The 13,181-nt window shown below is 70.1% G+C and carries 11 protein-coding genes; 7 read left to right on the forward strand and 4 right to left on the reverse strand.

Going from position 1 to position 13,181, the window contains the following annotated elements; genetic code table 11:
- Positions 1-106 precede the first annotated feature (106 nt).
- Positions 107-1,120: a transcriptional regulator gene (locus tag ABZ953_RS00925; RefSeq protein WP_361714546.1), complete on the reverse strand. Its 1,014-nt coding sequence runs from the start codon at positions 1,118-1,120 to the stop codon at positions 107-109.
- Positions 1,121-1,770: 650 nt separating this feature from the next.
- Between ABZ953_RS00925 and ABZ953_RS00930 the strand changes: the two genes are divergently transcribed.
- The 5 genes from ABZ953_RS00930 to ABZ953_RS00950 all read left to right on the forward strand — a co-directional run bounded on the left by ABZ953_RS00930 (position 1,771) and on the right by ABZ953_RS00950 (position 5,140).
- Complete coding sequence (locus tag ABZ953_RS00930) at positions 1,771-2,289, forward strand: NUDIX hydrolase (protein ID WP_361714549.1); 519 nt, start codon at positions 1,771-1,773, stop codon at positions 2,287-2,289.
- Positions 2,290-2,471: 182 nt separating this feature from the next.
- The gene (locus tag ABZ953_RS00935) at positions 2,472-2,915 is read left to right on the forward strand and encodes a hypothetical protein (RefSeq protein ID WP_361714552.1); all 444 of its coding nucleotides are present in this window, start codon (positions 2,472-2,474) and stop codon (positions 2,913-2,915) included.
- Between the two features lie 89 nt (positions 2,916-3,004).
- Positions 3,005-3,862, forward strand: coding sequence for a protein kinase (locus ABZ953_RS00940; RefSeq protein WP_361714555.1), 858 nt, complete (start codon positions 3,005-3,007; stop codon positions 3,860-3,862).
- Positions 3,863-4,035: 173 nt separating this feature from the next.
- Positions 4,036-4,389 carry a chaplin family protein gene (locus ABZ953_RS00945; protein WP_361714557.1) on the forward strand — a complete coding sequence of 118 codons (354 nt, stop codon included), beginning with the start codon at positions 4,036-4,038 and terminating at the stop codon, positions 4,387-4,389.
- A 109-nt stretch (positions 4,390-4,498) separates the two neighbouring features.
- Positions 4,499-5,140 carry a response regulator transcription factor gene (locus ABZ953_RS00950; protein ID WP_361714560.1) on the forward strand — a complete coding sequence of 214 codons (642 nt, stop codon included), beginning with the start codon at positions 4,499-4,501 and terminating at the stop codon, positions 5,138-5,140.
- Positions 5,141-5,243: 103 nt separating this feature from the next.
- On the opposite strand, the gene ABZ953_RS00955 is transcribed toward ABZ953_RS00950, so the two are convergent.
- From ABZ953_RS00955 to ABZ953_RS00965, 3 genes are all read right to left on the reverse strand, one after another.
- Positions 5,244-6,743, reverse strand: coding sequence for an MFS transporter (locus tag ABZ953_RS00955; protein ID WP_361714563.1), 1,500 nt, complete (start codon positions 6,741-6,743; stop codon positions 5,244-5,246).
- A 95-nt stretch (positions 6,744-6,838) separates the two neighbouring features.
- The gene (locus ABZ953_RS00960) at positions 6,839-8,050 is read right to left on the reverse strand and encodes a lipid-transfer protein (protein ID WP_361715601.1); all 1,212 of its coding nucleotides are present in this window, start codon (positions 8,048-8,050) and stop codon (positions 6,839-6,841) included.
- A 25-nt stretch (positions 8,051-8,075) separates the two neighbouring features.
- Positions 8,076-10,292, reverse strand: coding sequence for an acyl-CoA dehydrogenase (locus ABZ953_RS00965; protein WP_361714566.1), 2,217 nt, complete (start codon positions 10,290-10,292; stop codon positions 8,076-8,078).
- Positions 10,293-10,580: 288 nt separating this feature from the next.
- On the opposite strand from ABZ953_RS00965, the gene ABZ953_RS00970 reads away from it, so the two are divergent.
- Positions 10,581-12,323, forward strand: coding sequence for an MFS transporter (locus ABZ953_RS00970; protein WP_361714569.1), 1,743 nt, complete (start codon positions 10,581-10,583; stop codon positions 12,321-12,323).
- Positions 12,324-12,459: 136 nt separating this feature from the next.
- The gene (locus tag ABZ953_RS00975; RefSeq protein WP_361714572.1) at positions 12,460-13,110 is read left to right on the forward strand and encodes a class I SAM-dependent methyltransferase; all 651 of its coding nucleotides are present in this window, start codon (positions 12,460-12,462) and stop codon (positions 13,108-13,110) included.
- Positions 13,111-13,181 lie beyond the last annotated feature (71 nt).

Below are 13,181 nucleotides of genomic sequence, written 5' to 3' on the forward strand. Positions count from 1 at the left end.
ACAGACGAGCCGTGTTCCTGTCCCTGGGACTGGCTGTCTGACTGCGACGAAAGGTCCGCCGCTCTGGAACGGGAAGAGTGGCGAGCTGAGTGGCTTACCCCGGGGGTTACACGGAGACGGTGGCGGCTCGTCCGCGCTCGTACAAGCTACGGGCAGCCTGGTTGCGCAGGTGAGGGCGGACCAGCGACTTCATGCGCTGGACTTTTTCGTCGGCGCTACCTGACGACACAAGCGGGTAGTCATCCAGAACGCGGTGCCATGTGGCGCACGCTTCTTCCAGGTGCCCGACCTCTAGTTGGCGTTCAGCCAACAGTGCGTTGTACCGGACGCTGCTACGTCGATAGTGGCTGTCCCTCAACCTGTCGGATTCCTTCAAGGACTGCACTGCCCCCGCCTTGTCACCAAGGGCATAGCGGACTTGGGAGACGTGGTACGCAAGTGACGATGGGGCGTAGCTACCGAATGCCTTGGCTCGGGATTCTGCCTTGTCCATGGCCACTTCCGCCTCCTTGATGAAGGAAAGAGCGCTGCTTCGATCGCCGCTCGCTGCGTAAGAGTGAGCTTGCTGCCCAGCCAGAAATGCCCGCATGCGGGGCCCAGCCGCAGGGGACGCCGCAGCGGCGGAGTCCGCCAGCCGCACAGCGCGGGAAGCGTGACCGAGGTCGACGGCCTGAAGGCTCATGCCGCGCAATGTTGTGCAGTAGGTGAGGTGGTCGTCTGCCGCCCCTGCAAGCTCAAGAGCCTTCAAGTAGTACTGCTGGGCCACGCCGTGCACGCCCTCATCGACTGCCATGAACCCCGTGAGGTACAGAAGATCCGACGTAGCGGACAAGAGCGCTCGGCGTACGTCTTCGGGGGCATCGACTTTGAGGTGCGGGCCCACCGTGTTGACCAGGAATGCGGCTGCCATCGGGCGGGCGTGCCGACCCCCAAACTGGTCGTCCAGTTCCGAGACTTTCTCGGTCATAGCCGCTACGGCATCCACTTCGCGGAAGCCGATACGACGAGTTTTGCCCGACTCGACAGCAGCGAGGCGCCCTAGCACGTCGGGCCATTCCGGAATGGTGAGCGCAACGGAGAACAGCGTGGCCCCTAGCACGCCACGGCGGGACGGGTCCATGTCGTACCTCCCCAGCTCCATCAACTCTTCCACGGTATCGGGGCGAGCGGTCGCCTGAGGAGCCGAAGTAGGGAAGCCAGCCTCAGCGTGCGTAACGGGGCGCTTCAGTCTGCGGGCCAACGCTTCAAGAACGAACCGGCGAACCTTGGGTTGTGGCAGCGTCCCGCTCAGCCAGTGCGCTACCGCGGACTGCCCGTAGCGCAGAGGCGTACCAGCTTCAGCCCCCACACGGTTAACCTCCCGCGCTAGCTGTGACTCACTCCAACTTGTCTCGCCCAGCAGCCGTTTCAGGTTCTGGTTCGGTCCGCGACTGGCCATGCCCGACTCCCCGCGTGCAGCCAACTTTCATGGCTTTCATACTCCCGCGACGCCGCAACGGTACCGCTCAGAGTGTCTGCGCGGTTGCGTAGAGACAAGAGAGAGATCGCCAGTGATCGGAGCCAACCCATGGAGCGCGCAGCACGACGCATGAGGCACGTGCGCACGGTGCTCGTGATCGTGTCCGCGTTCACCGCGTGGGGGGTAGTCGGGTGGCTGCTCGCGCGGCCCGTCGCTCACCCCTGATCCTTCCGCTTCCGGACGGGCCGGCGAAGGCCACCAACCCCCCGTCCGGCGGCGGGACTTCATCCCCACAACAGGACGGAAGCCCGATGACACACGCTGACCTAGACCCTGCCAACCCGCCCCGCCGCCACATCGGAGCCGTGGTTCTGATCCGCAACCGCCACGGAGACGTGCTGATGGTCAGGCCGAAATACAAGCATGCGGACGAACAACAGGGCTGGCAGCTCCCGGGCGGGGGCGTACACGAGGGCGAGACCGTCGCTGCTGGCGCAGTCCGCGAACTCTTCGAGGAGACCGGAGTAAAGCGCCACATCACGCACGCACTGGTCATCGACCAGGTGCCCGCGAGCGAGGACGGCAGCAGCGCCGAGGGGTACAACATCGTCGTGGACGGCGGGGTGCTCGATCCCGACCCAGCCGCCGCGGTGACCCTGCCCCAGAGCGCTGCCGACGAGTTGTCGGCCCTCCAGTGGGTGCCCATGGGCAGACTCGACACCCTTGCCTTCCCCTACCAGGCGGCACGCGTGCGTGCAGCCGCTCGGGCTCACGACTTCGGCATGCGACTGCCTCTGTATCAGCGAGGCGAGCCCGCCGACGCGGGATGAACAGACTTCCACTCCCCGCCGCATGAACCCCGCCTGGACCCCGCGGGGCAGTCGCGACAGAGAGCGGAACGGGGTCCCGTCCCTGCCGTATCGAATCCGAACCGGCTCCCCCGTCTGGCAAGGGGATACGGCAGGGACGGGCGTTCGTGCAGTGCACCACTCCAACCAGGAGGGAACACGCCATGACAGCAACGACCACCCCACTCAAGACTGGGCGCGCGCTCGTCAGTGAAGAGTTGTTCGCCAGCATCGCGCATTTCGTGCGCTTGCAGTTCAAGCACCCGCAGGGCCAGGCCGAAGCCATCACGGATCAGGCGCTGGCATTCGTCGCCACCGCCGCCATGGCGAGCAACGGCATGATGCCGTCCGACGACGTGGACGACGGCCTGCACGCGTTCATCCTGCACACCCAGGCATACGCCGAGTTCTGCCAGACGTTCGCGGGACGCTTTCTGCATCACAGCCCCGAACCCGGTCCGGGCCGACGCACCATCGAGAAAGTCACCGCGTCGGCGCTCGCCGTTAAGGGCGCGGGCTTCCGGGTCCTCGACAACGTGTGGTCCGTGAACGGCGAAAACGCCGCGCAGTGCGACGCGGACTGCGGACGGCCGTACGGCCAGCAGTAACCGCCCCCTTCCGGAGTAGCGACCGGGCACCCGTGGCAGAACCGGTCCGTGGTTGCACGGGTCGGCTCTGCCACCCAGAAAGGACACCCGTGCCAACCCCCGAACAGCCCTCGATCCCCGGGCCGATCATCTCCATCCTGGACATCTCGGAGTCGGCTGTGGTGGCTCATCGGCGGGGCTCCACCGTGTGGCGCGTACGGAGCAAGGATGCCGAGTACGCCGTGAAACTCGGATACCCGATCACTGCTACGGATCGCTGGGAAGCTGCCGAATGGACTGCCCTCGCTCCCGCGCGCGAAGGGGCAGTGCTGCAAGAGCTTGGCAGCGTCACGGCCGCCTACGGAGTGTGGGACCGAGGGACCTGGAACGTGCAGCCCTGGTACGAGGGGACGGACCTACAAGCCGTGTGGACCCCCCATCGCACTCGGCAAGAGGTGAGTAATCCGCCGATTCGTGATGCCCACGCATGCGCTCGCGCTCTCACAGAGCTGCACGACAAGGGGTACGTGCACGGGGACGTCCAACCGGCGCACTTCATCCTCGACAGTGAGCGCACTGGTGCGGCGCTCATCGACTTGGCTCTGGTTCACGGCGCGGAGATCCCGAAGCGATTCGATTTCCCGTACCGGGGTTGTCTCGTTCACTACGAAGCACCGGAGATCAGCCGCAGCGTATTGAAAAGTGGTAAGGCCACACCGACACCGGAAGCCGATGTGTACGGGTTGGGCGCAACACTGTTCATGGCCGCGACGGGATGGCGCCATGTCGAATACCCCGATGACGCGTCCAGAGCAGAGCAGCGCCGAGCGGTCGTCGACAGGTCGCATCGCCCTGTGAACGTGGCGAGGCCACTCGGATGGTTGATCAACGACATGTTGCGCTACGACCCGCACGACCGGCCGAGCATGCAGGAGGTCTGCGCAGCACTGGAGACCGAAGCGCCGTAACAGCACCTACCCGCCTCGCTCGTCCGTCCGCTGCGGGCGGGGCTACTCGCCATCCTGGTGCTCGTCCACGGCGGGGGAACCGTCTACGAATTGGGCCCATAAGCCCGGAGGCGGGGCAGGCCCAACGCCACCGCAGCTCTGTGACTTTGGCGCCTGCCCCTCGTTGTCCATGCATGATTTTCCATCGTATCGCCGCCGCCCTGGGACTGGTCGTCGTCGCTGTCGGCGCCGGTGTCGCAACCGCAGCACCTGCCATGGCCGGCGGGGTCGGCGACTTTCTTTCCCCCGCCTTCGGCACGAACTGTGCCAATCGCCATACGGCAGCTCATGCCCAGGGGAAGGCTGGCACCGGGACCGGAACGGCCGACGGAAACCTCGCTGGTATTCCCATCGGCGTACCCCTCAACCAATGCGGCGGAGCCGATCAACCACTGAGTCACCTGAAGGTCTATCTGGCTGGTCAAAGGATGGATTATTCCTCCACGTTCGCTATTGGAGCTCCCATCTCCGATCTGACGGCCCAGTGACATTGGGCGACAGGTACCGGACCAGCACTCCAGAAGCACTCGGACCGGCCTCGCGCCGCACAGGGCTTCTTGCCGCTCTGACCAGCAACTCCGCACGTACTCTTCGCACATGGACGAGATGCCGCAGGACCACCGCCCGACCAAGAGCGTCAGAGTTCTGCTCGCCGAGGACCAGGGCATGATGCGGGGCGCTCTCGCCCTGCTGCTCGGCATGGAGGAGGATCTCGAGGTCGTCGCGCAGGTCGGTGCGGGGGACGAGATCGTCGACGCGGCGCTGGTCGCGCGTCCCGACGTGGCACTGCTCGACATCGAACTGCCGGGCCGCAGCGGCCTGGAGGCGGCGGCCGACCTGCGTGCGGAGTGCCCCGACTGCCGGGTTCTCATCCTCACGACCTTCGGCAGGCCCGGCTATCTGCGCCGTGCCATGGAGGCCGGAGCGGTCGGCTTCCTGGTCAAGGACGGGCCCGTCGAGGAGCTCGCCGACTCGATCCGCCGGGCGCTGCGGGGCGAGACGGTCATCGACCCGGCGCTCGCCGCCGCCGCCCTGAGTGCGGGGCCGAACCCGCTGACCGACCGTGAGGCGGACGTCCTCAAGGCCTCCGTGGACGGCGCCACGGTCGCCGACATCGCGGGCAAGCTCCATCTGTCGGAGTCGACCGTGCGGAACTATCTGTCGGCGGCGATCGGGAAGACGGGGACGCGGAACCGGATGGAGGCCGTGCGCGAGGCGCGGCACCAGGGGTGGTTGTAGGGGCGGTGGCCACCCCGGCCCCGACCCCGCCCCGAGCCCCGACCCGGCCCGAGCCTCAGCCCCAGCCCCAGCCCCCTAGGAACAGGCTCAGCCAGTAACCGGCTCAGCGTGACGACGACTTCGCCGCCGCGGCCGTCCGCGCCCCCGGCATCCACAGCAGCAGCACGACCACGCCCGCCAGCAGAATGAACCCGCTCGTCCGGAACGCCATCGCGTACCCGTCGGTGAGTGCCTGCGGTGACGTCGAGCCGTTCATCTGCGCGGCGGCCACCGTGGAAAGCACCGCGAGGCCGAGCGCGCCGCCCATGGTGCGGGAGGTGTTGACCAGGCCGGAGACGAGACCCGCGTCGTCCGCCCTGGCGCTCGACGTGGCGAGCGAGGCGAGCGGGGTGGTGGCGAGGCCCGCACCCAGCATCATCACGATGCCGGGCAGCATGATCGAGGTGACGTACGCGGCGTCGACCGTCATCGTCGACTGCCAGCCGAAGCCCGCGGCGGCCACCACGATGCCGAGCACGGAGACGTTCTTCGCGCCAATCACCGGCATCAGGCGCGGCGCGATCATCGAGCCGAGGACGACGGTGAACGAGGACGGCATGAGGGCCAGGCCCGACTTCAGCGGCGAGTAGCCGAGGACGTTCTGGGTGTAGAGCGTCATGAACATCCACATGGCGAACATGCCGCCGCCGCACACGAACATCGCGGCGTTCGCGGCCGACACCGTCCGTACCTTGAACAGCTTCAGCGGCATCAGCGGCACCTTCGTGCGCGACTCCACCACGAGGAACGCCGCGAGCAGCGCGAGGCCCGCCGCCAGGGGCAGCAGGGTGGCGGCCGCCGTCCAGCCCTTCTCCTCGGTCTGCACGATGCCGTACGCGAGGGTGGCGAGGCCGCCCGTCACCAGGATCGCGCCCGGCACGTCCAGGCGGCGCGTCCGGTCGGCCCTGCTCTCGGTGAGCCAGGCCAGGCCCGCGACGATCACCAGGGCGCCCACCGGCACGTTGATCAGGAGTACCCAGCGCCAGGAGAGCAGGTCGGTGAGGACCCCGCCGACCAGTCCGCCGGCCGCGCCGCCGCCCGCGCCGACCGCGGACCAGACGCCGATCGCCCGCGCCCGCGCGGCGCCCGCGGGCACCGCCGACGTGAGGATCGTCAGGGTCGACGGCGCGAGGATCGCGGCGCCGAGGCCCTGCACGGCCCGCGCGACGAGGAGCTGCCACTCGGCCTGCGCGAGGCCGCCGCCGAGCGAGGCGACGGTGAAGAGCGCGAGTCCGACGAGGAACATCCGCTTGCGCCCGAAGAGGTCTCCGGCCCGCCCGCCGAGCAGCATGAAGCCCGCGAAGGCTATGGAGTACGCGTTGACGACCCATTGCAGGCCGATGGCGCTCATGCCGAGGTCGGCGCGCATCGACGGCAGCGCGGTGTTCACCACGGACACGTCGAGGACGACGAGGAACTGGCCCGCGCAGGCGGTCAGCAGCACCGCCCACACGGGGACGGATCTTTTCCGTGGGGCGGATGCGGGGGCGGAGCCGGTGTCGGCGTCGGTATGGGTGTCGGTGTCGGTGTCGGCCGTGTAAGCGGTGGAGGGCGTCTGAACCATGACAGCCATTCTCTCAAGCGAGACTCCAGCGGCGCATCGGAAATTCGCTGGACGCGACCTGGGCCGACAGGACTAGGACCTTGAGGACCAGGACCTCACCTCCGCAGCATCGTCACCACCGCCGCCCCGCCGAGCCCGATGTTGTGCGCGAGCCCCACCCGCGCCCCCTCGACCTGTCGCGCCGCCGCCTCGCCGCGCAGCTGCCAGGTCAGCTCGGCGATCTGTGCGATGCCGGTCGCCCCCAGCGGGTGGCCCTTGGAGATGAGGCCGCCGGAGGGGTTGACCACCCACCGGCCGCCGTACGTGGTCGCGCCGCTCTCGACCAGTTTTCCCGACTCGCCCGGCGCACACATGCCGAGCGCCTCGTACGTCAGGAGTTCGTTGACGGAGAAGCAGTCGTGCAGCTCGACGACGTCGACGTCCTCGATGCCGAGCCCCGACCTCTCGTACACCCGGCGGGCCGCCTCCCGTGACATCGGCTGTCCGACGGCGTCGATGCACGACCCGGAGGCGAAGGAGTCGCCGGTGTCGGTGGTCATGGCCTGGGCGGCGATCTCCACCGCCCGTTCCGCGAGGCCGTGCCGCTCGACGAACCGTTCGGAGACCACGACCGCCGCCGCCGAGCCGTCCGACGTCGGGGAGCACTGGAGCTTGGTGAGCGGGCGGTGGATCATCTTGGCGGCGAGGATCTCGTCGACGGTGTACGCGTCCTGGAACTGCGCGTACGGGTTGTTCGTGGAGTGCCGGTGGTTCTTGGCGCCGACCGCGGCGAGCTGTGCCTCGGTGGTGCCGTACTTCTCCATGTGCTCACGGGCCGCGTTGCCGAAGATCTGCGCGGTGGGCGGGGTCATCTCGAAGCCGTGCCGGGCGGCCATGATCCCGTAGTGGCGGGCGACCGGCGACGTCTTGCCGAATCCATCAGCGGCTCCGCCGCGGGCGCCCCCGTCGCTGCCGCCGCCCAGCGCGCCGCGCGCCATCTTCTCGAAGCCGAGCGCGAGCACGCAGTCGCTCAGGCCGCCCTCGACGAACTGCCGCGCCATCATCAGCGCGGTCGACGCGGTGGCGCAGTTGTTGTTGACGTTGTAGACGGGCACGCCGGTCAGGCCGAGTTCGTAGACGGCGCGCTGACCCGCGGTCGAGGCCTGGAAGCAGTAGCCCACGGGGACCTGCTCGACCTGGTCGTACGAGATCCCGGCGTCGTCGAGGGCCTTCGTGCCCGCTTCCTTCGCCATGTCCCAGTACTGCCAGTCGCGCGTCTCGGGCTTCTCGAACCTGGTCATCCCGACGCCGACGACGTACGCCTTCATGATGTCCCTTTCGCTGGCCGGTGGTTCAGTCACGGGGCAGGCCGAGGATTCGCTCGGCGACGACGTTGAGCTGGACCTGAGTGGTGCCGCCCGCGATGGTCAGGCAGCGCGACATCAGGAAGCCGTGCAGCGCCCGCTCCCCCGGGCCCTCGCGGACCGCGCCCGACGGGCCGAGCAGTTCGAGGGCGAGCTCGGCGACCTTCTGCTGGTGGGGGGTCTGGACGAGTTTGCGTACGGAAGCGCCCGCGCCCGGCTCCGCGCCCGCGACCTGTCGGGTGGTGGTGCGCAGCCCGATGCAGGCGAGGGCGTGCGCCTCGGCGGCGAGCCCTCCGATACGGGCCCGGTACGCGCCGTCGAGTTCACCGGCGCGGGCGATGAGCGCTTCGAGGCCGGTGTCGAAGGTCAACTGGTCGGCCATGTGGACGCGTTCGTTGCCGAGTGTGTGACGGGCGACCCGCCAGCCGTCGTCGACCCGGCCGACGACGGCGTCCTCGGGGAGGAACACGTCGTCGAAGTACACCTCGTTGAAGAGGGCTTCGCCGGTGATCTCCTTGAGCGGGCGGATGTCGATGCCGCCGCCCTCACCCGCGGCGGCCTTCATGTCGACGAGGAAGTACGTCAGCCCCTTGTGCTTGGGCGCCGACGGATCGGTTCGGGCGAGGAGGATGCCGTGGTCCGCCCACTGGGCCGCGCTCGTCCACACCTTCTGACCGGTCACGCGCCAGCCGCCCTCGACGCGCTCGGCCCGGGTGCTCAGGGACGCGAGGTCGGAGCCCGCGCCGGGCTCGCTGAAGAGCTGGCACCAGAGCAGCTCGCCGCGCAGGGTGGGCGCGAGGAAGCGTGCGCGTTGCGCGTCGGTGCCGTACGCGATGAGGGAGGGGATCACCCAGGTCGCGATGGAGAGGTCGCTGAGCGTGACTCCGGCGTGCCGCAACTCCTGCTGGACGACGAGCTGTTGTACGGGCCCTGCGCCCAGGCCGTACGGCTCGGGCAGGTGCGGGGCCGCGTAGCCGGTGGGGGCGAGCGCCTTGCGGGCCGCCGCCGGGTCGAGTCCGCGGGCCGGGGCGATCGCCGCGCGGGCCCGGGTCCGGTACTCCTTCGCCTCTTCCGGCAGTTCCAGGCGCAGTTCACGGCGCGCGCCGCCCTCCGCGAGGCGTACGGCACGCAGCCGGTGCGCGTCGCCCGCGCCGAGCAGTTGGCGCGCCACGACCGCCCGGCGCAGATACAGATGGGCGTCGTGCTCCCAGGTGAACCCGATGCCGCCGAGGATCTGCACGCAGTCCTTGGCGCAGGAGTGGGCGGCGTCCAGGGCGGTGGCCGCGGCGAGTGCGGTGGTCAGGCCGCGTACGTCGGCGGTCGCGTCGGGGTCGTCCGCCGCGCGGGCCGCGTCCCAGGCCAGGGCGCGGGCCTGCTCGACGCGGACCAGCATGTCGGCGCAGAGGTGCTTGACGCCCTGGAACTGCCCGATGGGGCGGCCGAACTGCTCGCGCACCTTGGCGTGTTCGGCCGCGGTGTGCAGCGCCCACGCCGCGGTGCCGCACGCGTCGGCGGCCAGCACGGCGGCGGCCAGGTCGCGGACGGTCGCGGCGTCGACGGCGAGCGCGCGGTCCGCCGGGACGTGCGCGGCCCGCGCGCTCACTTCGGCGGTGGGCCGCGTCGGGTCGGCGCTGTCGTGCGTACGGACGGTCAGCGCGGCGGCGTCGACCGCCAGCCACACCGGGCCCGCGGCGGACGCGGCGGCGAGGACCAGCAGGTCCGCCTCGCCGCCGGAGAGCACGGGCGGCGCCGTGCCGTCCAGGACGTAGCCGTCGGGTCCCGCGACGGCGGTGAGCGTGCCCGCGTCCAGCGCCACGGCGCCGATCCGGGCGCCGCTCGCCAGCTCCGCGGTGAGCGCGTGCGCGCCCGCGCGGTGCAGCACCAGGGAGGCGAGGGAGCTCGCCGCGAGCGGCCCGGGGAGCGCGGCCCGCGCCGCCTCCTCAAGGACGACGGCGAGGTCGATGAGGCCCCCGCCCCCGCCGCCGTACTCCTCGGGGAGGTGGACGCCGAGCAGCCCCTGCCCGGCGAGCGCGTCCCAGTGGGCGGGCCGGGCGCCGCCGGTGAGCCCCATCACCCCGGGAGGGAGCGGCGGGCCCGCGGAGTCATCGAGCAGCTTGCGCACCTCCTCGGGCGGCACGGTGCGGGCGATCCAGCCGCGCACAGCCGACGCCAACTCCCCTTGTTCCCGCGTGATTCCGATCCCCATGCGCATCCTCGCCGGTAGCCGGTGCCGGGACGGCGACAGAGTAGAACACGTTTCAATCTGACGGAAGGTCAGGTGCGGGGCGGCTTGGCGGGCGCCCCAGGGGTCTCCGGGGACCCGGCTGATGAAAGGGTTAACAACAGGTCAAGAGTTCCTCTGGTACGACATCCGTCGGAATAGTCGCCCCGGGAAACAGGTTCGAGCTACACGTACACGCTGCCGTGCGCGTACGGATCCACGTACTCCTGCGTACTCCTGCCGAGTCCCCTGCCGCCCCGGAGGCCCCACACAATGTCGATGTCGACGACCCACCCACGCGGCATACGCGGAGTCGTCCCCGTACTCGCCTTCTCCGGCATCGTCGTCGCGGTGATGCAGACCCTGCTCGTGCCGGTCATCAAGGACCTGCCGGAGCTGCTGCACACCTCGCCCTCGAACGCCACCTGGGTCATGACGTCGACCCTGCTCGCCGGCGCCGTCTCCACTCCGATCATGGGCCGCCTCGGCGATCTCTACGGCAAGCGGAAGATGCTGCTCTCCAGCCTCGCCGTCATGGTGGTCGGCTCGCTGATCTGCGGATTCACCGACGATCTCGTCGTGATGATCGTGGGCCGCGCACTCCAGGGCTTCGCCATGGGCGCCATCCCGCTCGGCATCGGCCTGATGCGCGACGAGCTGCCCCGCGAGAAGCTCGGCTCCGCGATGGCCCTGATGAGCTCCTCCATCGGCGTCGGCGGCGGCCTCGCCCTGCCGGTCGCCGCGCTGACCGCGCAGAACGCCGACTGGCACGCGCTGTTCTTCGGCGCCGCGGGGCTCGGCGTCCTCTCGATCCTGCTGACCCTCGTCTTCGTGCCGGAGAGCCCCGTCCGCGCCCAAGGCACCTTCGACGTGCTGGGCGCGCTCGGCCTCTCCGCCGGTCTCGTCCTGTTCCTGCTGCCGATCACCAAGGGCAGCGACTGGGGCTGGGGCTCGTCCACCACGCTCGGCCTGTTCGCCGCCGCGGCCGTCGTCCTCGTCCTGTGGGGCGTGATGGAGCTGCGCCTGAAGGCCCCCCTCGTGGACCTGCGCACCACGGCCCGCCGCTCGGTCCTCTTCACCAACCTCGCCTCGATCATGGTCGGCGTCGCCTTCTACGCCGTCTCGCTGGTCCTGCCCCAGCTGCTCCAACTCCCCGCCGCGACCGGCTACGGCCTCGGCCAGTCCATGGTCGTCGCGGGCCTGTGCGTGATGCCGCTCGGCCTGACGATGATGTTCACGGCGCCGGTCTACGCCCGCCTGTCGGCGAAGTACGGCCCGAAGGTGACCCTCATCCTCGGCATGCTGATCATCACGATCGGCTACGGCGCGGGCCTCGGCCTGATGAGCGCCGCCTGGCAGACGATCATCATCGCGGTGCTCCTCGGCGCGGGCATCGGCCTCGCCTACTCCTCGCTCCCCGCGCTCATCATCGGTTCCGTCGACGCGTCCGAGACGGGCGCGGCCAACGGCCTCAACACCCTGATGCGCTCCATCGGCACCTCGGTGTCGAGCGCCGTGATCGGCATGGTCCTCGCCAACACCGCGGACCATGTCGGGGGCGTCGCCGTGCCCACCATGCACGGCTTCCGCGTCTCGTTCCTGATCGCCGCGGGCGCGGTCGTCGTCGGCCTGTTCTTCGCCCTGATGCTGCCCTCCGCGCGCCGTTCGGTCACCACGCAGCTGCGTGCGAGCAGCGAGGAGGACGCCAACCTGGAGCGCGCCGCCGAGGTGCTCGCGGGCTTCCACGGCCTGGTTCGGGGAGCGGACGGGACGCCCGTCCCCCGCGCGAAGGTGACGCTGATCGACCGCCGCGGCAAGCAGGCGGGCGCGGCCCTCACCGACGACGATGGCCGCTACGCCCTCGCCGTGCCCTCCGACGGCAGCTACGTCCTCGCGGCCACCGCCACCGGCCACGCGCCGCGCGCCTCCGCGGCGGCGTACCGCGGTCACGACCGCCCCGTGCGGGTCGACCTGGCGCTGTCGGGTGCGGCGGACGAGAGCGACGTACCGGTCTGACGCGTCAGCGCCATCGCCGACTGCACCGGAGCACCCCCGTCACCCAGGTGGCGGGGGTGCCGTGCATCATGGCGCCCATACCCACCTTTGACCTGCCTCCGACCTACGACCTACGACCTGGAGGAAGCCCGTGGCCATGGCCGCCGAGCCCAAGCCGGAGATCCTCGCCGCCTTCGAGTCCGCCAAGGGCTTCATGCCGCGCGGCGAGGGGCTCGCGCTGTACGCGGCCGCGGCGGAGGCGACCGCGCTCGGCCTGCCGCTCCTGGAGGTCGGCACGTACTGCGGGCGCTCCACGATCCTGCTGGCCGACGCGGCGCGGCAGGCGGGCGTGAGCGCGATCACCGTGGACCACCACAGGGGCAGCGAGGAGCAGCAGCCCGGCTGGGAGTACCACGACCCGGAGACGGTGGACCCCGAGGTCGGCCGGATGGACACGCTGCCCACCTTCCGGCGCACGCTGCACCGGGCGGGCCTGGAGGAGCACGTGATCGCCGTCGTCGGGCGCTCGCCGCAGGTGGCGAAGGCGTGGGGCGGCGCGCTCGGGCTCGTCTTCATCGACGGGGGCCACACGGACGAGCACGCCACGGCCGACTACGAGGGCTGGGCGCCGCACGTCGCCGAGGGCGGCCTGCTCGTCATCCACGACGTGTTCCCCGATCCGGTCGACATCATGACCGGGCAGGCGCCGTACCGCGTCTACCTCAGGGCCCTGGAGTCCGGCGCGTTCACTGAGGTCTCGGTGACGGACTCGCTGCGCGTGCTGCGGCGCACGGGGCCGGGGATCTGACGGATACGACAGCCCTGAAGGTGCTGAGAGAAGGTGCCGGGACCGGGCCGCAACGAGGAGCGGGGACCCGG

It is taken from the genome of Streptomyces sp. NPDC046465 (genome assembly GCF_040646035.1).
Classification (GTDB): Bacteria; Actinomycetota; Actinomycetes; order Streptomycetales; family Streptomycetaceae; genus Streptomyces.

Excerpts from the sequence above, each read along its gene's own strand:
- ABZ953_RS00925 (WP_361714546.1), bottom strand. The coding sequence starts at position 1,120 with ATGGACCCGTCCCGCCGTGGCGTGCTAGGGGCCACGCTGTTCTCCGTT.
- ABZ953_RS00930 (WP_361714549.1), top strand. The coding sequence starts at position 1,771 with ATGACACACGCTGACCTAGACCCTGCCAACCCGCCCCGCCGCCACATC.
- ABZ953_RS00935 (WP_361714552.1), top strand. The coding sequence starts at position 2,472 with ATGACAGCAACGACCACCCCACTCAAGACTGGGCGCGCGCTCGTCAGT.
- ABZ953_RS00945 (WP_361714557.1), top strand. The coding sequence starts at position 4,036 with ATGATTTTCCATCGTATCGCCGCCGCCCTGGGACTGGTCGTCGTCGCT.
- ABZ953_RS00950 (WP_361714560.1), top strand. The coding sequence starts at position 4,499 with ATGGACGAGATGCCGCAGGACCACCGCCCGACCAAGAGCGTCAGAGTT.
- ABZ953_RS00955 (WP_361714563.1), bottom strand. The coding sequence starts at position 6,743 with ATGGTTCAGACGCCCTCCACCGCTTACACGGCCGACACCGACACCGAC.
- ABZ953_RS00960 (WP_361715601.1), bottom strand. The coding sequence starts at position 8,050 with ATGAAGGCGTACGTCGTCGGCGTCGGGATGACCAGGTTCGAGAAGCCC.
- ABZ953_RS00965 (WP_361714566.1), bottom strand. The coding sequence starts at position 10,292 with ATGGGGATCGGAATCACGCGGGAACAAGGGGAGTTGGCGTCGGCTGTG.
- ABZ953_RS00970 (WP_361714569.1), top strand. The coding sequence starts at position 10,581 with ATGTCGATGTCGACGACCCACCCACGCGGCATACGCGGAGTCGTCCCC.
- ABZ953_RS00975 (WP_361714572.1), top strand. The coding sequence starts at position 12,460 with ATGGCCGCCGAGCCCAAGCCGGAGATCCTCGCCGCCTTCGAGTCCGCC.